The organism is Nonomuraea sp. NPDC003709, from assembly GCF_040610775.1.
GTDB classification, from domain to species: Bacteria; Actinomycetota; Actinomycetes; order Streptosporangiales; family Streptosporangiaceae; genus Nonomuraea; species Nonomuraea angiospora_A.
In genome coordinates this window covers 94,184-116,375 of the sequence record NZ_JBEXMW010000014.1, presented here as the reverse complement: position 1 = coordinate 116,375, position 22,192 = coordinate 94,184, and the positions used below count along the sequence as shown (strand labels likewise).

Annotated in this window: 20 protein-coding genes; 3 read left to right on the top strand and 17 right to left on the bottom strand. The window is 70.4% G+C overall.

The window, feature by feature from the left end:
* Nucleotides 1-5 precede the first annotated feature (5 nt).
* The 10 genes from ABZX61_RS36400 to ABZX61_RS36355 all read right to left on the bottom strand — a co-directional run bounded on the left by ABZX61_RS36400 (nucleotide 6) and on the right by ABZX61_RS36355 (nucleotide 12,590).
* Nucleotides 6-2,303 carry an excinuclease ABC subunit UvrA gene (locus ABZX61_RS36400; RefSeq protein ID WP_355200686.1) on the bottom strand — a complete coding sequence of 766 codons (2,298 nt, stop codon included), beginning with the start codon at nucleotides 2,301-2,303 and terminating at the stop codon, nucleotides 6-8.
* Nucleotides 2,304-2,414: 111 nt separating this feature from the next.
* Nucleotides 2,415-4,997, bottom strand: a complete 2,583-nt coding sequence (locus tag ABZX61_RS36395) for a Tat pathway signal sequence domain protein (protein WP_355200684.1) — start codon at nucleotides 4,995-4,997, stop codon at nucleotides 2,415-2,417.
* On the bottom strand, nucleotides 4,994-5,614 hold the full coding sequence (locus tag ABZX61_RS36390) for a rhamnogalacturonan acetylesterase (RefSeq protein ID WP_355200682.1): 621 nt from the start codon (nucleotides 5,612-5,614) through the stop codon (nucleotides 4,994-4,996). The genes ABZX61_RS36395 and ABZX61_RS36390 overlap by 4 nt, the downstream gene beginning before the upstream one ends.
* Nucleotides 5,611-6,501 carry a carbohydrate ABC transporter permease gene (locus ABZX61_RS36385; RefSeq protein WP_355200681.1) on the bottom strand — a complete coding sequence of 297 codons (891 nt, stop codon included), beginning with the start codon at nucleotides 6,499-6,501 and terminating at the stop codon, nucleotides 5,611-5,613. Before ABZX61_RS36385 ends, ABZX61_RS36390 begins: the two co-directional genes overlap by 4 nt.
* 11 nt (nucleotides 6,502-6,512) lie before the next feature.
* Nucleotides 6,513-7,487 carry an ABC transporter permease subunit gene (locus ABZX61_RS36380; RefSeq protein WP_355200679.1) on the bottom strand — a complete coding sequence of 325 codons (975 nt, stop codon included), beginning with the start codon at nucleotides 7,485-7,487 and terminating at the stop codon, nucleotides 6,513-6,515.
* 58 nt (nucleotides 7,488-7,545) lie between these two features.
* Entirely contained in the window at nucleotides 7,546-9,069 is a 1,524-nt protein-coding gene (locus tag ABZX61_RS36375) for an extracellular solute-binding protein (protein WP_355200677.1), read from the bottom strand.
* Between the two features lie 32 nt (nucleotides 9,070-9,101).
* Nucleotides 9,102-9,731: a DUF624 domain-containing protein gene (locus ABZX61_RS36370; protein WP_350735149.1), complete on the bottom strand. Its 630-nt coding sequence runs from the start codon at nucleotides 9,729-9,731 to the stop codon at nucleotides 9,102-9,104.
* Between the two features lie 123 nt (nucleotides 9,732-9,854).
* Nucleotides 9,855-10,511: a DUF1961 family protein gene (locus ABZX61_RS36365; RefSeq protein WP_355200675.1), complete on the bottom strand. Its 657-nt coding sequence runs from the start codon at nucleotides 10,509-10,511 to the stop codon at nucleotides 9,855-9,857.
* A gap of 108 nt (nucleotides 10,512-10,619) precedes the next feature.
* The gene (locus tag ABZX61_RS36360) at nucleotides 10,620-11,639 is read right to left on the bottom strand and encodes a LacI family DNA-binding transcriptional regulator (protein WP_350735145.1); all 1,020 of its coding nucleotides are present in this window, start codon (nucleotides 11,637-11,639) and stop codon (nucleotides 10,620-10,622) included.
* Nucleotides 11,640-11,933: 294 nt separating this feature from the next.
* Nucleotides 11,934-12,590: an acVLRF1 family peptidyl-tRNA hydrolase gene (locus ABZX61_RS36355; protein WP_350735143.1), complete on the bottom strand. Its 657-nt coding sequence runs from the start codon at nucleotides 12,588-12,590 to the stop codon at nucleotides 11,934-11,936.
* A gap of 127 nt (nucleotides 12,591-12,717) precedes the next feature.
* Between ABZX61_RS36355 and ABZX61_RS36350 the strand changes: the two genes are divergently transcribed.
* Nucleotides 12,718-13,740 (top strand): EAL domain-containing protein, encoded by a 1,023-nt coding sequence (locus ABZX61_RS36350; protein ID WP_355200673.1) that lies wholly within the window; start codon nucleotides 12,718-12,720, stop codon nucleotides 13,738-13,740.
* A 63-nt stretch (nucleotides 13,741-13,803) separates the two neighbouring features.
* A complete protein-coding gene (locus tag ABZX61_RS36345) occupies nucleotides 13,804-15,081 on the top strand; it encodes an aminotransferase class V-fold PLP-dependent enzyme (RefSeq protein WP_355200671.1) in 1,278 nt (425 codons plus the stop codon).
* Between the two features lie 9 nt (nucleotides 15,082-15,090).
* Here ABZX61_RS36345 and ABZX61_RS36340 read toward each other — a convergent pair whose 3' ends face one another.
* The 7 genes from ABZX61_RS36340 to ABZX61_RS36310 form a co-directional block, all read right to left on the bottom strand.
* The gene (locus ABZX61_RS36340) at nucleotides 15,091-15,696 is read right to left on the bottom strand and encodes a response regulator transcription factor (RefSeq protein WP_355200669.1); all 606 of its coding nucleotides are present in this window, start codon (nucleotides 15,694-15,696) and stop codon (nucleotides 15,091-15,093) included.
* A complete protein-coding gene (locus ABZX61_RS36335) occupies nucleotides 15,693-16,835 on the bottom strand; it encodes a sensor histidine kinase (protein WP_355200668.1) in 1,143 nt (380 codons plus the stop codon). Before ABZX61_RS36335 ends, ABZX61_RS36340 begins: the two co-directional genes overlap by 4 nt.
* Nucleotides 16,832-17,566, bottom strand: a complete 735-nt coding sequence (locus tag ABZX61_RS36330; protein ID WP_355200666.1) for an ABC transporter permease — start codon at nucleotides 17,564-17,566, stop codon at nucleotides 16,832-16,834. Before ABZX61_RS36330 ends, ABZX61_RS36335 begins: the two co-directional genes overlap by 4 nt.
* The gene (locus tag ABZX61_RS36325; protein ID WP_355200664.1) at nucleotides 17,566-18,450 is read right to left on the bottom strand and encodes an ABC transporter ATP-binding protein; all 885 of its coding nucleotides are present in this window, start codon (nucleotides 18,448-18,450) and stop codon (nucleotides 17,566-17,568) included. Before ABZX61_RS36325 ends, ABZX61_RS36330 begins: the two co-directional genes overlap by 1 nt.
* A gap of 93 nt (nucleotides 18,451-18,543) precedes the next feature.
* Nucleotides 18,544-19,389 carry an ATP phosphoribosyltransferase gene (hisG, locus tag ABZX61_RS36320; protein ID WP_355200662.1) on the bottom strand — a complete coding sequence of 282 codons (846 nt, stop codon included), beginning with the start codon at nucleotides 19,387-19,389 and terminating at the stop codon, nucleotides 18,544-18,546.
* Between the two features lie 64 nt (nucleotides 19,390-19,453).
* On the bottom strand, nucleotides 19,454-19,717 hold the full coding sequence (locus tag ABZX61_RS36315) for a phosphoribosyl-ATP diphosphatase (RefSeq protein ID WP_192785690.1): 264 nt from the start codon (nucleotides 19,715-19,717) through the stop codon (nucleotides 19,454-19,456).
* A 114-nt stretch (nucleotides 19,718-19,831) separates the two neighbouring features.
* Complete coding sequence (locus ABZX61_RS36310) at nucleotides 19,832-20,794, bottom strand: acetylxylan esterase (RefSeq protein WP_355200660.1); 963 nt, start codon at nucleotides 20,792-20,794, stop codon at nucleotides 19,832-19,834.
* 152 nt (nucleotides 20,795-20,946) lie between these two features.
* Here ABZX61_RS36310 and ABZX61_RS36305 point away from each other — a divergent pair, with 152 nt between their 5' ends.
* Nucleotides 20,947-21,987, top strand: coding sequence for a LacI family DNA-binding transcriptional regulator (locus tag ABZX61_RS36305; protein WP_355200658.1), 1,041 nt, complete (start codon nucleotides 20,947-20,949; stop codon nucleotides 21,985-21,987).
* Nucleotides 21,988-22,192 lie beyond the last annotated feature (205 nt).

Genomic DNA, 22,192 nt, shown 5'->3' with positions numbered 1-22,192 from the left:
AACGGTCAGCTCCTGCTCACGTAGTCGCGCAGGTGGATCGCGGTGAGCGAGGTGCCGTCGGCGACCAGCTCGCCGGGGGTGCCGGAGAAGACGACCTGGCCGCCGTCGTGACCGGCCCCCGGGCCGATGTCGATGATCCAGTCGGCGTGCGCCATGACGGCCTGGTGGTGCTCGATCACGATGACCGTGTTGCCGTCCTCCACCAGGCGGTCGAGCAGGGCCAGGAGCTGGTCCACGTCGGCCAGGTGCAGGCCCGTGGTGGGCTCGTCCAGCACGTACGTGGTGCCGCTCTTGGCCATGTTGATGGCCAGCTTGAGCCGCTGCCGCTCGCCGCCCGACAGCGTGGTGAGCGGCTGGCCCAGGCCCACGTAGCCGAGCCCGACGGCCACCAGGCGGTCGAGGATCGTGCGGGCCTGCCGCTCGGTCAGGAAGTCGCGGGCCTCGGCCACCGACATGTCGAGCACCTCGCCGATGTTCTTGCCGCGCAGCGTGTACGTCAGCACCTCCGGCGTGAACCGCCGGCCCTCGCACTCCTCGCACACCGACGCCACGCCGGCCATCATGGCCAGGTCGGTGTAGATCAGGCCGATGCCCTTGCAGGCCGGGCAGGCGCCCTCGGAGTTGGCGCTGAACAGGCCGGGCTTGACGCCGTTGGCCTTGGCGAACGCGGCGCGGATCGGGTCGAGCAGACCGGTGTAGGTGGCCGGGTTGCTCCGGCGCGAGCCGCGGATCGGCGACTGGTCGGCCACCACCACGCCCTCGCGCCCGGCGATGTAGCCGTGGATGAGGGAGCTCTTGCCCGACCCGGCCACGCCGGTGACCACGGTCAGCACGCCGAGCGGGACCTCCACGCTCACGTCCTTGAGGTTGTGCAGCGTGGCGCCCGTGATCGACAGGTGACCGGCCGGCTTGCGGACGTCGTCGCGCAGGCGCACCCGGTGGTCGAGGTAGCGGCCGGTCAGCGTGCCGGAGGCGCGCAGCCCGTCGAGGTCGCCGTCATAGCACAGGCTCCCGCCTGCCGTGCCCGCGCCGGGGCCGAGGTCCACCACGTGGTCGGCGATGGCGATCGTCTCCGGCTTGTGCTCGACGACGAGCACCGTGTTGCCCTTGTCGCGCAGCTGGAGCAGCAGGTTGTTCATGCGCTGGATGTCGTGCGGGTGCAGCCCGGCCGTGGGCTCGTCGAAGACGTACGTGACGTCGGTCAGGCTGGAGTTGAGGTGGCGCACCATCTTGACCCGCTGCGCCTCGCCGCCGGACAGCGTGGACGACTCGCGGTCGAGGCTCAGGTAGCCCAGGCCGATCTCGACGAGGGACTCGAGCGTCGAGCGCAGCCCGTCCAGCACCGGGCCCACGGCGGGGTTGCCGATGCCGCGGACGAAGTCGGCCAGGTCGTTGATCTGCATGGCCGCGCACTCGGCGATGTTGCGGCCGGCGATCCGGGCGGACCGGGCGGCCTCGTTCAGCCGGGAGCCGCCGCAGGACGGGCAGAGGGTGAGCTTGAGCGCCCGGTCGGCGAACGCCCGCGCCGAGGGCTGCATCGACTCCCGGTCCTTGCCCAGCAGGGTCCGCCGGACCTTGCCGGCCAGGCCCTCGTAGGTGAAGTTGTTGGTGCCGTACTTGAGCTTGGTGGGGGGCTTGTGCAGGAAGTCCTCCCACTGCTCGGGCGTGAAGTCCTTCAGCTTGACGGCCGGGTCGAACAGCCCGGACCCCGCGATGACCTGCCACTGCCAGCTGTCCACCGGGTATCCCGGGACCTTGATCGCCCCGTCGTTGAGCGACAGCTCGCGGTCGACCAGGGCGTCGACGTCGATGGTGGACGCCTTGCCCAGCCCTTCGCACTCGGGGCACATGCCCTCGGCCAGGTTGAAGCTGAAGGCGCCGGCCCCGCCGACGTGGGGCTCGCCGATGCGGCTGAACATGATCCGCAGCATCGTGTGCGCGTCGGTGGCCGTGCCCACGGTGGAGCGGGCGTTGGCGCCCATCCGCTCCTGGTCGACGATGATGGCCGCGCTCAGGTTGTGCAGCGCGTCCACGTCGGGGCGGGCCAGGCTCGGCATGAACGACTGGATGAACGACGTGTACGTCTCGTCGATCAGCCGGCGCGACTCCGCGGCGATCGTGTCGAAGACGAGCGACGACTTGCCGGAGCCGGACACCCCGGTGAAGACGGTGAGGCGGCGCTTGGGGAGATCGAGGGAGACGCCCTTGAGGTTGTTCTCCCGCGCGCCGCGGACCTGGATGAGGTCGTGGCTGTCGGCGGCGGTGTGATCGCGGTGAACGGCGCTGGCCTGGCTGGAAACCACGGAACCCTTCCATCTTGGGATTTGTTGCCATAGGGGAAAGCCGGGACAGCGTACAGCGCCGCCCCGACATTTCCGGGTTCCGTACAGCGTACCGTACATCATACGGTTCGGTTATGACTCCCTCAGCTGCGCTCCGATCAGGGCGAGGTTGTGGATGGCGGCCAGTCCGTACTGGGCGGCGCCGTTGGTGCTGACGAAGGCCGCCTCGTGCACCGGGGACAGCACGTGCGGCCCGTCCACCAGGTTCAGGCGCCAGTCCTTCTCCCGCTGCATCGGGTTGCTGTTGAGCTGGTCCCCCTCGTCCAGGGAGAACTTGCGCCACGCCCAGGCGGCCAGGCCGGCGTCGCCCGTGCGGGCGGCCGCGTACGCGGTGAGCCTGCTGTGCGCCTGGATCAGCGAGATCCCGCTCAGCCGCTCCCCCACCTCCGCCTCCTGCTGCTCGGGCGGCGCGAGGTAGAGGCGGCAGTACTGCAGCCACGCCTGCTCGAACCCGGGCACGTCCAGGTCCAGCCCGATCAGCTCGGCGCACATCTCCGGCAGCCCGAACAGCGACGACAGGTGCGAGACGGAGACCTTGTCCCGGGAGGTGTCGAACCGCCCGGTCGCCAGGTCCAGCCGGGCCTCGCCGGTCAGGAAGCCGTTCGGCAGCGCGCCGATGTCGGCCATCGTGCCCAGCAACCGGTCTCTGGCCCGCTCGTCGCCGTAGCGCTCCCACCGGGTCAGCCACGCGGCCGCGAGCGATCCCCAGTCGGTGCCGAGGCCGACCGACAGCGCCGACGGGTCCGGCGTGTAGACGTCCTCGCGCACCTTGCGCTGGGGGTCGATGACGGTGAACGTCTCCTCGGGGACGCTCAGCTCGTCCATCAGGTCGCCCGTGCGCTCGTCGGCGGTCAGGTAGTAGTAGAAGCGGCGGTAGGCGGCGTTGGAGATGCGCAGCTGCTTGCAGCTGCACCCCCAGTGCTGCACGTTGTGCCTGCTGCCCAGGCCCTTCCAGCGGCCCGCGTGATAGACGTCGACCTCGCCGGTGTGGCGGGTCATCGACTCGGCGAAGCGGAAGACGTCCGGCCGGCCCGTGCGCAGGTACTGCAGCCACAGCCACAGGTCGGGCGAGAGCTCGGAGTTGTCCCAGGCGTAGCCGCCCACGTCGTAGCGCCAGGTGTGGCGGTCCGGGTCGTAGGTGTGCATGACATCGCCGTAGTCCCAGAACCCGTACCACCTGCGCTGCTCGCGCTCGCGCACGTACAGGTCGAACAGGAAGTCCAGCCGGTCCTCGATCTCGGCGTGGGCCGGCGTCGAGCGGTCGGGCAGCTCCCAGACGCCGAAGACGCCCGCCTCGCGCATCCGCTCGGGGGACACGGCCAGCAGCCCCGGCTGGTTCATCGCGGTCGCGTGCCGGGACAGGTCCTGCGCGGACGGCGTGGCCTCGTAGGCGCGCAGGGTCAGCTCGTGCGTGCGCGCCACGCCGTGGGCGTCGCCGAAGCCGGGCTCGTAGTCCTCGTAGGTGATCTCCAGGCCCTCGAGCTGCTCGGCGAAGGTGTCCTGGCCCATGCCGTCGTGGTAGAAGCGCAGGTCCATGGCGGGCGCGGACGGCGACCACAGCCAGGCGGTCACGGTGGCCAGGTCGGTGGCCGCGTTCCTGACGTCGAGGCGGGTGGGGTGCAGGCGCCAGAAGTCGCGCAGCCCGAAGCCGAGGCCGCCGCCGGCGCCGCCGACGTAACCGTAGCCGGCCGAGCGGGTGCCGGAGGGGATCGTCACCCAGGAGTGGCCCTCGGCGGTGCGCTTGCGCAGCGTGAAGCCGTCGGCGGAGCTCTGGTCGAGGGTGTAGTCGTTCCAGGTGGGGATGAGGTGCAACCGGTTGGCGACCTCGGGGGCGATCTCGCCGACCGGCCGGCCCTCGACCTGCGCCCGCCGTACGGGCTCGCCGGGGTCGCGGCGTAGGCCGGTCAGCCCGCGCACCGCCTCGGTGAGGAAGCCGCCGCTGCCCGCCAGGCGCACGTGCCGGTCGTGCGGCTCGTCCCGCATGACCACGTCGGCGCTCAGCCCGAGCCCGGCCAGGAAGTCGCGCTCGGGGTCGCCGTCCCAGACGAACGTGTGCATGATCCGCACCTGCTCGGCGCCCGCGTGGAAGTACAGGCGCACGGTGAACGGCAGCCAGTCGCCGTGCCGGCCCTCCAGCCGGACGACCGCGCGCACGGGCCCGTCCTGCTCGACCGTGACCGTCTCGACCTGCCCCGTGGCCCGCGAACGGGCCACCGGGCCGCCGTCGTCCGGCGTGGGCCCGCTCTGGCGGAGGCTGACCAGGCGCACGTCCCTGGCGATCTCGCGGCTCCCGCGCGAGATCGAGCGGGCCAGCGTGCCGCCGGACTCCTCGATCGTCCAGGTGACCACGCCGGTGCTCACGGTCAGCACGCCGTCCCGGCGGGCCACGGTGACAGGGGTGGCGGCCGCGGCGGGCTCGCGTCCGGCCTCGATCCGGTACGACAGCTCCGCGGGCCGCGCGCCGATCGCGTGGGCCGACCACTTGACCGAGCCGTCGGGCCAGGTGGCGGTCACCCAGCTCTGCACGGGCACCTCGCGGCCCTCCGGGTCGGCCAGCGCGAACGGCGCATCCCGCTTGACCGCGCCGCGCGGCCACGGAACCCCCCAGGTCACCCCCTGCTCCCCCGGTCGGTCCAGCCAGCGAAGTGCCGTCATCGGATCTCCTTCAGTCGTTCGGCGACGATCGCGGCCACCTCGTCGGCGCCGCGGAAGCTGAAGTGGGTGTCGTCGGCCACCCCGTCGGGGTAGAGCGGGTGCTCCCCCGGCTTGAAGTGCGTGAACAGGCTCCTGGAGCCGTCGGGGCCGAGCCGTTCGTACAGCTCGGTGGTGGCGGCGGTCAGGTCGATCAGCGGCACGCCCTCGGCGGCGGCCAGCGCCCGCACCAGGTCGGGGTAGTCGCCGTGCGTGGGCACCAGCCGGTCCCCGCCGAACCGGCGCCGCTGCACCGGCGTGCACAACACCGCCGACGCCCCCGCCCCGCGCGCCTCCTCGACGAAGGCGCGCAGGTTGTCCTGGTACGGGATCGCGGGATCCTTCTGGTCGTTGTGCCCGAACTGGATCACGACCACGTCTCCGGGCACGACCTCGCACAGCAGCGCCGCCCACAGCCCTTCGGCCCGGTGGCCGGCCGTGGTGGCGCCGCCCTTGGCGAAGTTGCGCACGGGCTCGCCCGCGTACGCGCCGAGCTGAGCCCCCCACCCGGACATGGGCGCCTCCCAGGCCGGGCACGCGGCGACCGTCGAGTCACCGGCCAGGAGGATGGCGCGACTCACTCCTTGACGCCCCCGATCAGGACGCCCTTGGTGAAGTGCTTCTGCAGGAACGGGTAGAAGAACAGGATCGGGAGCGTCGCGATCACCACGACCGCGAACTTCAGTCCCTGCTCGGGCGGCACCCAGGTCCGGTCCATCTGCGACAGGGCGTTCGCCGCGTCGGTGCTGACGAGCTGGCGCACCAGGATCTGCAGCGTCCACTTGCTCGGGTCGGTGATGTAGAGCAGCGGCGACATGTAGTCGTTCCAGATGCCGACCGCGTAGAAGAGCGAGAACGTCGCGATGATCGGCTTGGACAGCGGCAGGACGATCTTGAAGAAGACGCCCATCTCGTTGCAGCCGTCGATGCGCGCCGCCTCCTCCAGGGCCTGCGGCAGCTCCTGGAAGAAGCTCTTCACGATGATCAGGTAGAACGGGTTGATCGCCAGCGGCAGGATCAGCGCCCAGTAGCTGTCCAGCAGCCCCAGGTCGCGCACCACCAGATAGGTGGGGATCATGCCGCCGGAGAAGACCAGCGTGAAGATGATCAGGTTCAGCACCAGCGCGCGGCCCGGCAGGTAGCGCTTGGCCAGGGGGTAGGCCATGGTGAAGGTCAGCAGCACCTGCACCACCGTGCCCACCGCCGTCACGATCACGGTCGTCAGCAGGGCGCGGATGAACGCGTCGGTGGCGAAGATGTACTCGTACGACTCCGTGACGAACTTCTCCGGCCACAGGAAGAACGGGCGCGAGGAGATCTCCGACTCGCCGGCGAACGACCCGGCCAGGACGTACAGCAGCGGCAGAACCGTGATCAGCGCCAGGCCGACGAGGATGGCGACGTTGATCGCGTCGAACACCTTGCTGCCGACAGTGCTGTATTCGGTGTTCAGCTTCTTGTGCTTCATTCCCGGCCCCCTTAGAACAGTCCCCGCTGGCCGAGACGCTTGGCCAGCCAGTTGGAGCCGAAGATCAGGATGACGCCGGCCACGCCCTTGAACAGGCCGACGGCGGTGGAGTAGCTGATCGCGCCCTGGGTGATGCCGGAGTAGTAGACGTAGGTGTCGAACACGTCGGCCACTGAGCGGTTCAGCGAGGTGGTCATCAGCCAGATCTGCTCGAAGCCCGAGTCGAGCAGGTTGCCGGAGGCCAGGATGGCCATGACGACGACCGTGGGGCGGATGGCGGGCAGCGTGACGTGCCAGAGCTGCTTGAAGCGTCCCGCGCCGTCCATGCGCGCCGCCTCGTACAGCTGCGGGTCCACGCCGGCCAGCGCGGCCAGGTAGATGATCGTGCCCCAGCCAGTCAGCTTCCACAGCTGCTGCAGGATGATCAGCGGCCGGAACCAGTCCTCCTGCGCCATGTAGTCGATCTTCGAGGTGTCGCCGAGGACGTCGCGGATCCACCCGGAGAGAACGCCGAAGTCCGCCGCGAACAGCACGTATGTCAGCGCCGCGACGATCGTCCAGGACAGGAAGTGCGGGATGTAGACCAGCGACTGGACCGAGCGCTTGAGGATGTTGATCCGCAACTCGTTCAGCAGCAGCGCGACGACGATCGGCGCTGGGAAGACGATGAGCATGTGCAGCAGCGCCAGGAACAGCGTGTTGAACAGCAGCCGGCCGAAGTCGGGACCGGAGAGCAGTTCCTCGAAGTGCTTGAAGCCGACCCAGGGGCTGCCCGAATAGCCGAGGAACGGCAGGAAGTCCTGGAAGGCGATCGTGACGCCGTACATCGGCAGGTACTTGAAGAGCGCGAAGTAGATGACGCCCGGAAGGAGCATCAGGTAGAGCCAGCGGTAGCGCCCGAACACGGCGCGCAGCCCCGCCCCCGGGCGTCGGTGCCCGGATTTGCTCGCCGCCTTCGTGGGAGGCGGCGCCAGGTCGGTGGCCACAGCGGCCTCCTTTCATGTAAGGGACCCGGGTGCGCGTCCCGGGTCCCTCACGGCGGGGTCAGTTCGTCTTGCCGAGCTTCGAGACCAGGTCGTTGACCTCGGTGGCGACCTGCGTGCCGCCGCTGTCGTACCAACGCTTGATCTCGCCCTTGAGCTGCTCCTCGGTGAACTCACCCGACAGGAACTTGATCCGGGCGTCCGGGATGATCGTGTCGATCTGCGCGCCCCGGGAGACGGCGGTGGGCGAAACCACCGGCAGCGCCGGGTTGAAGACGGCCGTCTTGAGGTCCTCGTCCATCAGCTCCTTCTGGAGCTTGAGCATCACCTTGTACGGCTCACCGGACGGCGTACGCGCGTAGGCGATGCCGCCGATGTCGTTCGTGCCCTTGGTGCTGAGCTGGATGAACGCGTTGTCCACGTCCTTCTGGACGATCTGGACCTTGGGGTCGGTCTCGTTGATCAGCGAGGCGGTGTCGCCCTCGACCTTGAAGTTGCGGCCCTCGATGCCGTTCTGCAGCAGGACCTGGCCCTCCTTCGTGGCCAGCTTGTCCAGGGTCTTCAGCACGTTGTCGAGGTCCTGCTCGGTCCGCACGCTCTGCTTGGAGATGGCCAGGACGTCGGCGTAGCCGGTGAACGGGTAGGAGAACTTCTGGCCGTCCGAGCGCTTGAGGTTGCCGACCATGGCGACCTTGTCGCCGTACTTCTCCGGGTCGTCCTCCTTGAACAGGTCGAGGACCTGCCTGGAGCGGATGTTCACGTCGATGATCATGCCGCCCTTGTTCTGGTGGAACGGCTCGTTCCACTTGGCCGAGTCCAGGGTGGCGAAGTCCGGGTTGACCAGGCCCTCGCTGACCATCTTCTTGAGGAACTTGTTGGCCTCGAGGAACTCGGGGGTGTCGAACCCCGGGACGAGCTTGCCGTTGCGCTCACCCCAGCCGTTCGGGGCGCCGAACCAGGTCTCCAGCACGTCGTAGGGGCTGGCGCTGGCGTAGTTGCCCGGCCACTTCGGGATGATCAGGCCGTAGGTGTCCTTCTTGCCGTTGCCGTCAGGGTCCTTCTCGGCGAACGCCTTGGCGACGTTGTAGAGGTCGTCGACCGTCTCGGGCAGCTTCAGGCCCAGCTTGTCCAGCCAGTCCTTGCGAATGATCATCGCCGAGCGCAGCGACGGCCGCATTCGGTAGAGGCCGTAGATCTTGCCGTTGATGGAGGAGTTCAGCGCGGTGCGCTGGTCCGCCGGCTTGAGGTTCGGGTACTTGTCCAGTTTGCCGGTCAGGTCCCAGAACGCACCTGCCTCCGCCGCCTTGACGAAGCCCGGGAGGTGCGGGTCGACGACCATGACCTGCGGAAGGTTGCCCGAGGCGAACGTGACGTTGAGCTTGTCGGTGTACTCGGCGTTGGGAACCCAGTTGACTTTGAGCTTCTTGCCGAGGAACTTCTCGACCGCCTGTTGCATCTCGCCGTTCGGGTCGGGTGCGGTGCCGAACAGCTTGGCCATCACGGTGATCGTGTTGGGGTCGGTCTGAGGCGCGTCACCGCCGCCCGAGCACGCCGAGGCGGTGAGTGCAGCCGTGAGCGTTAACACACCGGCCAGAAGCCGGCGACGACGGGATGCGCTCATGAGTTCCCTTTCGAATGCAGATGCGCCTCGTTCTCCGCGAAGAAGCGCTGGCAGAGCCACGTGTTGAGATAGATCCACGCACCGAAGCTGATCACCGGCGCGAGGATGGGCGCCGCCGAGGTCGCGTAGGCGATGGCTGATAGCGCTAGCAGCAACAGCACGGACGAGGCCGGGCGCAGGAGCGCTAGCTGCGCCGCCTTGGGCCAGTAGGCCCGTAGCGGCAGATCGTAGTGCGCGTACAGCGGTCCCACGTACGCCCCCACACCGGCGAGTGCGATGAGCGCCACGAAGGTCGCGATCCGCAACGCTCCCATGCTGGGCCCGAGAGCGGAGAGGTAAAGATAGTTGCCGACCAGGACGGTGGCCAGCGCCGCCACGGGCAGGACCAGCAGCGAGGCCCGGACGAACTCCCGTCGGTAGACGGTCCAGAATTCGGCCCAGCCATGAAACGATTCATTACGAGTCCGCCGCCGAGCCAGCGTGTACGCGGCGACAGTGGCGGGCCCGAGCCCGCCGATCACGCCTCCAGCGAGCGTGAAGACGATCCACATCAGGTTGAGCTGGACCGCCCAGACGAGCTCTGAGCAGGCAGCTTGAAGCCTGATAGACATGGCGGGATGGTTCATCCGGCACCACCTCTCGTGGCATGTGCACGGATTCGGGGGTGGGGTTGTTGCACCGCGATTCCTGCCCCGTTACAAGCCAGTGAACGGCGGTTGGTGCGAAATTAGTGTTGAATCGACTCAAAGTCAATGACGAGATACCCGGAGATTTGCGTACTCTCCGATCAGCGGGGCCATCTGCCGGAACCCGACCTTGCCTCCGGCCAGGGCGGGACCGCCGATCGAGCCGTCGTCCGCCCAGCGGAACGAGACCAAATCGTTGACCGAGAACGTGACCGTCCCGGCCCTGACCTCGAGGCGCATCGCGTACGGGCCCTCGGCGTCCAGCACCGCGGGCAGCGGGTCGGGACCCTGCGCGACCAGGTGGAACCCGTGGCTCTTGCGCAGGTTGCAGGTGTGCAGGGCGCGTTCGGAGGCCCACATCCGGCGGAAATAGGAGACGTGGTAGGCGTCGATGTCGCCGTGGTGGTACTGGTCGTACGGGCCGGTGCGGGTGGCCAGGCCCGGGTCGAACAGGTCCTCGCCGTTCCTGCCGCGGGCATGGAAGAACATGATGGCCAGGCCGGGTTCCCGGACGGGCCAGAAGTCCCATTCGATCCGCACGTCGGCGGGGAACTCCTCGGGACACCAGAGCACCAGGTTGGCCGCCTGGCCGTCCGAGGGCGGTCTGAGGCTCTCCAGGCGCAGGCGTCCCTGGGGGAAGGAGGTGGCGCCGTCCCCCTCCAGGCGGAATCCTGCCAGGTCATCGGGGGTGGCCAGGGGGTTGCGGTAGAGCTCGGTCAAGGGGGCTCCTTCAAGGGGTCGCTCGGCTCGCCGGGAACGTGCGCACGCCGAACGGAGCCGGCGGGCGCGCGGCCGCCGGCGATGAAACGGTTCATGGACGCGCCGGGGTCAGGAGCGCCGATCGAACGCGCTCGACTCCCGGATCACCAGGTCGGGCTGGAAGATGACCTGCCGGTGCCGATGCTGCTCCGGGTCGGCGACCTCTTCGAGCAGCAGGTCGATCGCCGTACGTCCGAGCAGCTCACGGGGCTGCCGGATCGAGGACAGCGGCACCGCGGCGGCCGCGGCGAAGTCGATGTCGTCGTACCCGATGATGGCCAGATCCTCGGGCACGCGCAGTCCGTGCGTGGCCATCGCCTGTAAGAAGCCCAGCGCCATCATGTCGTTCGCGCAGAACGCCGCCGTCGGCCGCTCGTCGGCGGGCAGCGCCGCGACGCGCTCGCCGACGGCCCGGCCCTCCGCGACGGTCAGCGTGGGAGCGGTGGAGGTCAGCAGCTCGACCGCGCCGTCGGCCGCGGCCACGGCGCTGCTGATGCCCGCGTGCCGGTCGGCCACCTGTCTTATGGACGTCGGCCCGCCGACGAACATGATCCGCCGGTGCCCCCGCTCGATCAGGTGGGCGCCGGCGATCTGGCCGCCGAGCCGGTCGTCGACCGCCACCGAGCACTGCAGGCCGGTCGCGGGGCTGTCGACCAGCACCACGGGCGTGCCGCGGGCGGCCAGCTCCTCCAGCCAGGGGCTCTCCATCTCCACCGGGGTGATCAGTATGCCCATGACGCGCTGCTGTTCGAGCTGGTCGAGGTGGCGGCGCTCGCGGCCGGGGTCGCCGGCGCTGTTGCAGAGCACCACCATCGAGTCGTGGTCGTCGGCCACCGACTCGGCGCCCTGGGCCACGTCCACGAAGAACGGGTTGGAGACGTCGAGCACGACGAGGCCGACCGTACGGCTACGGCCCACCCGCAGGTGGCGGGCCACCTCATTGCGGACGAAGCCCAGTTTCTTGATCGCTTCGAAGACGCGTTCGCGTGTGGCGGGGGACACGATCTCCGGGCGGTTGAGCACATTGCTCACCGTGCCCACCGAGACGCGCGCCAGCTGCGCGACCTCCTTGATGTTCCTGGTCGCCATCGATCCTCACGAGGCCGTGCTGCTTGAAATGCATAATCCGCTACTTGGGCAGTGGTCCGCTGAACGCGGCCCACCGAAGGTGCTGCGGCGGGCCGCCTTGAAGCGGTCCACCGTGGATGCGCCCTACCGCCACCTGCGGCGATCCGCTGGACGCGGTACGCCGTGAGCGCAGGGACAACGGATGGACCGCCGATGACGGTCCTCCGCGAACTCTCGCATCATAGCGGCATTCAAGATTCTTTTGAATCGTCTCAAACTCTCAAACCGGTCACGGGGCCGCGTGAAGGGATGAGGTCAGGACGGATCGACGATGCGGATGCGGGCCGCGCGGAAGGACGCCGGGGTGTCCCGGAGCACCGCCAGCCGAGGATCGGGCACCACCAGGAACGGTTCGGTCTCCAGAGCCAGCAGGGGCGCGAGCCGCCGGTCGGCGCGCAGGGCGTCCATGGCCCGGCGGTCGCCGCCCAGCACCACCCCGTCCAGCTCCCCCAGGTACGGCGTCAGCACCCGTACCGCCGTCTCCACCGCGTCGTCGTACGCCTGCGCCGCCTGGTTGCGCCGCCGTCGGGCGAAGCGCTGCTGCGACCACCCGCCCGCCGCCGTGCGCCCCTGCACCAGCCGCGACCCCACCTTGGAGGCCACCAGCGACGCCCCGGAGAAGACCCCCGCCGCGTAGCCCCCGAGCCGCACCAGGAACACCCCCACCTGCCGCGCGGCCTGGGCGTGCGCGACGAACCGGGTGACGTGCGGCGGCCCCGGCGGCGTCATGGGCGGGAACGGCACGTGCAGCTCGGCCAGGGCCCCGTCGTCGGCGAGCAGCCGCACGACCCGTTCGTCGCCGGTCGCCGTGAAGGGCCCGTGACGCCCCGCGAACCCGTCGATCCACGGATGCAGGCGCTCCGGCGGCACCGTGACCCACCGGCCGCCACCCCTCGCCGGACGCGCGCTCATGCCCCGAAGGCTAACCGAATGAGATTCCCCACGGCCAAGCCGCCGCTCCCCGGAGGGAAAACGAAATGTCGGTAAATTTTGCTGATTGGGCCTTCAGCCACGCCCGTGACTCCACCACCATCTGAACGTGTCCTCCCTGCTCACCAGCCCCATGGTGGATCTCGACACCGGGGCAGTAATCGCCCACCCGGCCGTCGTCGACTCCGCGGGCACGCTCAAGGCGGCCCCCTTGCCCATGGTGCTGGAGCTGCCCGTCAGGGTCGTCCTGGCGGGCGCGGGTGCCCTGGCGCCCCTGCACGAGTCGCTCCGAAGAGCCCTCAGGCATCCCCGCGAGGCGATCCTGCTGCTCACTGGACCGTGCCAGGAACAGGACCGGCCGCTGCTCAAGGTCGGGCTCGACGGCCTGCGCACGATCGGCTACCTGCTCGGCTTCGCCGACGTGGGCACGAGCGGCGCGGCCCTGGACCTGGTCGCCGACACGAGCCCGTACCTGCTGGCCCTCGACCCCGAGATGGTCACCCGCATCCCGGGGGACCATCGCGCGACCGCGGTGGCTCGGTCGGTGGTGACGCTGGCCCGCGGCATCGGCGCCCACGTGCTCGCCCCCGGCGTCGAACGCGAGCCGCAGGTCGCGGTGGCCCGCGGCCTCGGCGTGCGGCTGGCGCACGGCCCGCTGCTGGCCCCCGGCCCCGACGGCAAGGTACGGGTGCCGCTCCCGGTCACCGACGAGCCGATCTCCGTCATGCTCGGACCGCGCGTCCAGGAACTGCTCATCCCGGCGGTGACGCTGCCCGCGGAGGCCAAGGCGGAGGACGCGGTCAAGGCGTTCGGGCACGAGCCGACGATCACCAGCGTGATCCTGGTGGACGAGTTCCAGCGGCCCATTGGCAGCCTCGACCGCAGCCGGTTCCTGCTGTCGTTCGCGGCCCGGTACGGGCACGCGCTGCACGGTTCGAAGCCGGCGCAGCGGCTGGCCGACCCGCCCCGCACGGTGCCGCGGACGACCCCGGCGATCGCGGCCATGCAGGCGGCGGGCCGGGACTCGGCCCGCGTCTATGACGACCTGGTGGTCACCGACGAGATGAACCGCTGCCTCGGCATCGTCCGCGTCTCCGACCTCATCAGGCAGGTCGCCGCGATCAGGAGTTGACGAACGACTCGCGTGGGGGTCCTGGGCGCGGGCGCGCGACCGGGATAGGAAGTAGCCATGCGGATGGACAGGAGAACCCTGCTCGGGGCGGGGATGCTGGCGGGGCTGGCAAGCGCGTGCACGACCAGTACGCCTGCGGTGAAGCCTGAGTTCGACCCCGGCGACTGGGCGTCCGTGCGGGCCCAGTTCGCGCTGGACCCGGCCTACGGGCAGTTCGCGGCGTTCGTGCTGGCGCCCGCCCCGGCCCCGGTCCGCGAGACGATCGCCAAGCACCGCGACGCGCTGGACGCCGACCCCGAGTACACGCCGCCCGGCGCGCAGTCGCCCGACCAGACGGTACGCGAGGCCGCGGCCCGCTATCTGGGCGCCAGGGCGGAGGAGGTCGCGCTGACCGACAGCACCACCATGGGTCTGGCCCTGCTCTACTCCGGCCTCAGGCTGCGCCCCGGCCAGGACGTGCTGACCACCGAGCACGACTTCCTCGCCACCCACGAAGGGCTGCGGCTGCTGGCCGAGCGCACGGGCGCGAAGGTGCGCAAGGTCAGGCTGTACGACGACCCCGCCCGCGCCGACGCCGGCCGGATGGTGGCGGCGATCAAGGCCGGGCTAGGCCCGCGTACCAGGGTGGTCGCGGTCACTTGGGTGCATTCCAGCACCGGCGTGCGCCTGCCCGTCCGCGCCATCGCCGACATGCTCGCCGAGGCGAACAAGGGCCGCGACGAGCACGACCGGGCGCTGCTGTGCGTGGACGGCGTGCACGGGTTCGGCGCGATGGCCGACGGCCCCGGCGACCTGGGCTGCGACTTCCTGGCCAGCGGCACGCACAAGTGGCTGTTCGGGCCGCGCGGCACCGGCATCGTGTGGGGCAGGGCCTGGGACGCGGTCTCCCCGATCATCGCCAGCTTCAGCGGAGCGTCGTTCCAGGCGTGGCAGGGCGGCGCTTCCCCGGGGGCGAGCACGGCGGAGCTGGTCACGCCGGGCGGTTTCAAGGCGTTCGAGCACCGGTGGGCGATGTCGCAGGCGTTCGGGTTCATGACGGCGATCGGCAAGGACCGGGTGCGGCGGCGCACGCAGGAGCTGGCCACCAGGCTCAAGGACGGCCTGGCCGCGATCCCGCAGGTCACGCTGGCCACGCCGCGGGCGCCCGAGCTGTCGGCGGGCCTCGTGTGCTGCTCGATCGAGGGGATGGCGCCGATGGAGGCCGTCGACCGGCTGCACGCCAGCAAGGTGATCGCGAGCGTGACGCCGTACGACCCGCCGCTGCTGCGCTTCGGCACCAGCATCGTGACCACCCCCGAGCAGGTGGACCAGGCGGTCAAGGCGGTGGCCGGGCTCCGCTGAGCCCGGGTGTCAGAGCCAGCCCTGGGCCTTGGCGCGCTGCACCGCCTCGATGCGGTTGCGGGCGTGCGTCTTCTGGATGGCCGAGGACAGGTAGTTGCGCACGGTCCCCTCCGACAGGTGCAGCTTGCCGGCGATGTCGCCGATCGTGGAGCCGTCCGCCGCCGCCTCCAGCACGTCCCGCTCCCGCGCCGACAGCGGGTTCGGCCCGGCGCTGAGGGCCGCCGCGGCGAGCCCGGGGTCGATCACCCGCTCCCCCGCGTGCACCCGCCGGATGGCCGCGGCCAGCTCCCTGGCCGGGCTGTCCTTCACCAGGAACGCCGAGGCCCCGGCCTCCATGGCGGTACGCAGGTAGCCGGGCCGCCCGAACGTGGTCAGGATCATCACCCGGCACCCGGGCACCTGCCGCGTGATGCTCGCGCAGGCCGCGAGCCCGTCCATGCCGGGCATCTCGATGTCCAGCAGCGCGATGTCGGGCCGGACCTCGGCGGCGACCGCGACCGCCTCCTCCCCGTCGGCGGCCTCGCCGGCCACCTCGATGTCGGGCTCCAGGCCCAGCAGGGATGCCAGCGCGCCGCGTACCATGCCCTGGTCCTCCGCCAGCATCACGCGGATCACGCGCACGCCTCCTTCCCGACCGGCACCAGCACCCGCAGGTGATGGCCGCCGCCCCTGGCGGGGCCCGCCTCCACCGTGCCGCCCGCACCCGCCACCCGCTCGTTGAGCCCGCTCAGCCCGCTGCCCATCGCGTAGGGCCCGTCGCCGCCCGTTCCGTTGTCCATGATCTCCAGGGTGGCGTGTCCGGCCTCGAACGTCACTCTGATCTCGCACCGGGTGGCCCGCGCGTGGCGCACGACGTTGGTGACGCCCTCGCGTACGGACCAGCCGAACAGCCCGTCGAGCAGCTCGGGCAGCGGCGTCCCCGAGACCCGCACCTCGGCCGCCACGCCCGCCGCGCGTAACACGGTCCTGGCGTTGTCGAGCTCCTCGGGCAGGCTGCGCTGGCGGTAGCCGGTGACGGCCTCCCGCACCTCCGTCAGGGCCTTCCTGGCGACGGTCTCGATGTCGGTGATCTCCCTGTGCGCCTGCGGCGAGTCCTCGGACAGCCGTCCGGCCAGCTCGCTCTTGAGCACGATCAGCGACAGGCTGTGCCCGAGCAGGTCGTGCAGGTCGCGGGCGATGCGCAGCCGCTCCTCCGTGGCCGCCAGCCGGGCCACCTCGTCCTGGGCCAGGCGCAGCTTGACGGTCAGCGCCCTGGTGTTGCGCACGCTGATGAACAGCACGCCGAGCGACACCACCTGCAGGCCCAGGACGATGATCGTGTCGGCGTCGTCGTGGTTGACCAGGCCGGCGCCGACGACGACGACCAGCTGGGCGATCACGGCCACGACGGCCCACAGGGGCGGCAGCGTGAACCCGTACAGCACGACCGTGTAGACCGGCAGGCTCAGCCAGGAGCCGCCGAAGGAGGTGGCTCCCACCACGCCGAGCACGCTGGTCACCCCGAGCAGCGGATAGCTCAGGCGGTTGTGGTCGAACATGCCCTTGTTGATCAGCACCGTCGCGAGGAAGGACGCGACGAAAGTGACGAGCAGCACCCCCGCCCACACGGCCCGGGCCCCCGTCAGGGTGCCCCCCACGATGTCGCTGATGGGGAAGACCAGGTAGACCAGGCCCACGGAGATGCCGAGCAGCCGCCGCTTGCGCGACGGCTTGCCCTCCGCGTCCCCGAAGGTGATCCTCTCGGCGAAGCTCATAGCCGTACGGTAGCCCGCCGGTAGAGGAAGACGGCAGCGCCCCCGAGCACGACCCCCCACCCGGCGACGACCAGCACGTCCGTCATGGGCAGTCCCTGGCCGGCGACGATGCTCTGGCCCAGCCTGGCGTAGTGGAACGACGGGGTGATGTCCGCGACCGTGCGCAGGGTGTCGCCGAGCACCTCGGGCGGGAACCACAGCCCGCCGGCGATCGCCAGCGCGAACATGCAGATCATCGCGGCCGGCTGGGCGGCGTCGGCCGAGAGCACGGACCCGATGGCCAGACCCAGCGCGACGAACGGCAGCACGCCGAGCCAGAGCGCGAGCAGCAGCTCCGCCCAGGTGCCGAGCGACAGCGACACGTGCTGCTGCACCACGGCGGCCAGGCTCACCAGCACCAGCGAGGGCAGCACGAGCACCATGGTGGCGCCGAGCTTGGTCACGATGATCGCCCAGCTCGGCAGCGGGGTGATCTGGAGCTGGCGCAGCCAGCCGGACTGCCGCTCGGTGGCCCACGGGACGGCCGAGCTCATCATGGACGAGGCCAGCGCCCCGTAGGCGGCCATCGACACCATCAGGATGACGCTGTACTTCACGCCGCCCGCGTCGGTCTGGTTGCCGTAGATGTTGGAGTTGATGAGGTAGAGCAGGACGGGGAAGGCGACCACGAAGATCAGGTAGCGCCGGTTGCGCAGCATCCGCATGGCCTCGGTCTTGGCGTAGTAGAGCATCAGGACTCCCTGGTGAGGGCGAGGAAGGCGGATTCGAGGTCGGCGCTGGAGAGCTTCAGCTCGCTCACGTCGAGGGTGGTGCCCCGGTAGAGCGCGGCGAGGGTGGCGTCGGTGTCGGAGGTGTGCAGGGTGGCGACGCCGCCGGCGACCTCCACGGCGGTCACCCCGGGGAGCCGGTCGAGCCCGGCCGCGGGCTGCTCGCCGAGGGCGAAGCTGACGGTGTGGCCGCCGGCCTCGGCTTTGATCTCGGCGGCGGTGCCGTCGGCGGCCAGCCGGCCCTTGGCGATGACGATCACCCGGTCGGAGTGCTCGTCGGCCTCCTCCAGGTAGTGGGTGGCGAACAGCACGGTCCTGCCGCCGGAGGCGTAGTCGTGCATGCTGGCCCAGAAGCGCAGTCGCGATTCCACGTCCATGGCCGCGGTCGGCTCGTCGAGCAGCAGGATCCTGGGCGCCCCCGCGATGGCCAGGGCGAACCTGACGCGCTGCGACTGGCCGCCGGACAGCTTGTTCGCCCGCCGGCCCGCGAGCTCGGTCAGGTCGGCCAGCTTGAGGATCTCGTCCAGGGCGAGCGGGTTCGGGTAGAGGCGGCGTACCAGGTCGATGAGCTCTTTGACGGACAGCTCGGGGATGAGCGCGCCGTTCTGGAGCATGGCGCCCATCTGGCCGGCCCGGACGGCCTCGTCGGGGGTGCGCCCGTGCACGGCGACCGTGCCCGCAGTGGGCTTGAGCAGGCCGAGCAGGAGGTTGATGGAGGTGGACTTGCCGGCGCCGTTGGGGCCGAGCAGGGCCACGGTGTTGCCTGGCTCGATCGCGAGGGAGAGGTCGTCGACGGCGAGCACGTCCCCGTAGTGCTTGCTGACGTGGTCGAACACGATGGCGTTCATGAAAAGAACGCTATGGCCGCGGCTTCCGGCCGGTTAGTGCGTTACCTCCGGCGTTGGCCGTGACATTTGTCAGGCCAACGCCGGGGCCGGACGTCACACGCGGCAGGCGTAGATGTCGGTGATCAGGATCGCCCGCGCGCCGATGTCCCAGAGCTGGTCCATCACCCGCTGGTGGCCCTGGCGGCGGACCATGACGCGCACGGCCACCCAGCCCTCGCGGTGCAGCGGGGAGACGGTGGGGCCCTCCATGCCGGGCGTGAGGGCGATGGCCTCCTCGATGCGCTCGGCCCGGATGTCGTAGTCCATCATCACGAAGTCGCGGGCGTGCACGACGCCCTGGATACGGCGGACGAGCTGCTGGACGGCGGGTGTGTCGGGCGAGCTCTGCTGCTTGATCAGCACCGCCTCCGAGCGCATGATCGGCTCGCCGAACACCTCCAGGCCGACGTTGCGCAGCGTGGTGCCCGTCTCGACGACATCGGCCACCGCGTCGGCCACACCGAGCCGGATGGCGGTCTCGACGGCGCCGTCGAGCTTGATCACGCGGGCGTCTACGCCCTCGTCGGAGAGGTACTTGTCGAGCAGGCCCGCGTAGGAGGTGGCGATGCGGCGGCCGTTGAGGTCGGCGGCCGAGGTCATCGTGCCGGCCGCGGCGGCCAGGCGGAAGGTGGAGCCGCCGAAGCCGAGCGGCATGATCTCCTCGACCGGCGCGCCGGAGTCGACCAGCATGTCACGGCCGGTGATGCCGACGTCGAGCGTGCCTTCGCCGACGTAGACGGCGATGTCGCGGGGTCGCAGGAAGAACAGCTCGCAGCCGTTGGCCTCGTCGACGACGACGAGCTCCTTGCTGTCCCTGCGGGGCCGATAACCGGCCTCCTTGAGCATGTTCTGGGCCGCCTCGCTGAGCGAGCCCTTGTTGGGTACTGCCAGACGCAGCATGTTCGGGTCCTCGATCTGTCTCGCTGTTGCTTCTCCAGGGGCTTGGTGGCGGGCGCCGGGCGCCCTAGAGATGCTTGTAGACCTGGTCGAGGCCGATGCCCTTGGCGATCATGAGCACCTGCACGTGGTAGAGGAGCTGGGAGATCTCCTCGGCGGCCCTGTCGTCTGACTCGTGCTCGGCGGCCATCCAGCTCTCGGCGGCCTCCTCGACGACCTTCTTGCCGATGGCATGGACGCCGGCGTCGAGGGCGGCCACGGTGCCCGAGCCCTCGGGCCGGGTCCTGGCCTTCTCGGACAGCTCGGCGAACAGCTCTTCGAAGGTCTTCATGGTCTCTCTCGTCGGTCGGCTGACGTGCTTGTCAAGCCTAGTCTGCGTGAGAGGGTGACGCCGCCCCGCGTCCGCCACGCGAGACGGCCTCACCAATGGGCCACCGGGGCGTTCTCAGCCGAGCGCCTCCCTGGCCCTCGCGATCCGCTCCATGGTGTGCGCGGACTCGCCGCCCTCGTGCCCGTTGTACGGGTAGACCTTGATGTCCTTCTCCCCGGCGTAGTGGTTGTAGGCGGCGAACACCGTGGACGGCGGCGTGATCCCGTCCTGCAGCCCGACCGAGAAGAGGGCGGGCGTGGCGGCGCGGGCGGCGAAGTTGACGCCGTCGAAGTAGGCCAGGGTCTCGAAGACGGGCTCGACCTTCTCCTTGAACGCCCGGCAGTAGGCGGCGATCTCGGCGTACGGACGTTCGCCGGTGATCTCCGTGGCGTGCCGGATGTGGCACATGAACGGCACGTCCAGGAAGGCGCAGGCGAGGCCGGGCACCAGCGCCGAAGCGGCCAGCGCGATCGCCCCGCCCTGGCTGGCGCCGCCGACCGCGACCGTGCCCACCCGGGGGTGGGCCCTGGCGGCCTCGACCGCGCGCACCGCGTCGGTGTAGAGCCGCCGGTAGTAGTAGGCGTCCGGGTCGTGGATGCCGCTGGTCATGACGCCGGGTGTGGTGGGGCCGGAGCCGGGATAGGGGTCGGCGGTGTCGCCGCGCCGCCACCCGCCGGCTCCCTGGCCCCGGCTGTCCATGGCGAAGACGGCGTAGCCGAGGCTGGGCCAGAGCAGCCAGTCGATCGGCAGCCCCCGTCCGCCGCCGTAGCCCTGGTACTCGACCACGCACGGCACCGGCCCGGCGGCCTGGCGCGGGACGAGCAGCCAGCCCTTGATCGGATGGCCGCCGAAGCCGGCGAAGGTGACGTCGAACACCTCGGCGGTGGTCAGCGGGGAGGCCACGGGGGTGAACTCGGGGGCGAGGTCGTGGGTGCGGGCCTCGGCGAGCGTGCGCTCCCAGAAGGCGTCGAAGTCGGCGGGCTCGGCGCGTTCGGGGAGATACTCGCGTAGCCGGGCGAGTGGCATGTCTACGAACATCGGCACTCCTGGAGGACACATCGGGGTGCCCTCACCGTAACGGTGATCGCGCCGGCGCGATCATCCGGTCGCGGGAGGGCGAGCGTTCGGCGCCAGGAGGGCCGCGGTTATCGCTGATACGGTTCAGTGAAAGTTTCAGAGAGGAGCACGGGGTGAAGAGGCCAACGATCGCCGACATCGCCAGACGGGCCGGCGTGTCCAAGGGGGCTGTCTCCTACGCGCTGAACGGCCAGCCCGGTGTCTCCGCCGAGACCAGGGCGCGCATCCAGGCGATCGCCCAGGAGATCGGCTGGCGGCCCAACGTGGCCGCGCGCTCGCTCAGCGGCGCCAGGGCCGACGCCATCGGCCTGGTCCTGTGCCGCCCGGCGCGCTTCCTCGGCGTGGAGCCGTTCTTCATGGAGCTGATCAGCGGCATCGAGGGCGAGCTGGCGGCCAGCTCGTGCGCGCTGATGCTGCAGGTGGTGGCCGACCACGAGGCCGAGATCGCGGTCTATCGGCGCTGGTGGGGCGAGGGCCGGGTGGACGGCGCGATCCTGGTCGACCTGCACACCGACGACCCCCGGATCCCGGTGGTCGAGCGGCTCGGCATGCCGGCGGTGGTGACCGGCCACCCGTCGGGCACCGGCTCGCTGCCCTCGGTGTGGTCGGACGAGGTGGCCGTGCTGCGCGAGGTGGTCGAGTATCTCGCGGCGCTCGGCCACCGGCACATCGCCAGGGTGGCCGGGCTGCCGGCGCTGCTGCACACCAGGATCAGGGACGAGGCGTTCGCGGAGCTCTGCGCCGAGTCGGGCGTGAGCGAGCATCCGGTCGTCCACACCGACTACACGGGCGAGCAGGGCGCCCGCGCGACCAGGCGGCTGCTCAGCTCCCGGGCCAGGCCCACCGCGATCGTCTACGACAACGACATCATGGCGGTGGCGGGGCTGTCGGTCGCGCAGGAGATGCGCCTGGACGTCCCCGCCGATCTGTCGATCGTGGGCTGGGACGACTCGCCGCTCTCCCAGGTGGTGCGGCCGTCGCTGACCGCGGTGACCAGGGACATCCCCGCCTGCGGCGCGCACGCCGCCCAGACCCTGCTCCGGCTGATCGGCAGCGGGGAGACGGGGAGCCTGGAGGGGCCGCCGGCGCGCCTGCTGCCCCGGGGCAGCACCGCCCCCGCGGGCCGTGACCGAACCGTTTCACGGGCGATGTAGCCACAGGTCAGCGGCTCCATAAGGGGAAACATTTCAGCAATCTCCAAGGCTGGCTATTGTAACTTACCCGTTTAAGTGGTGAGATCCCTACACCATTGAATTTGGGCGCCAGTCGTGGGGATGCCCTCGCACATCCGCACGCCCTTCGCAGGGGAGTCCCGGCGCCCATCCGACCGATAGATCGGACAGCCCCATGCGACGAACG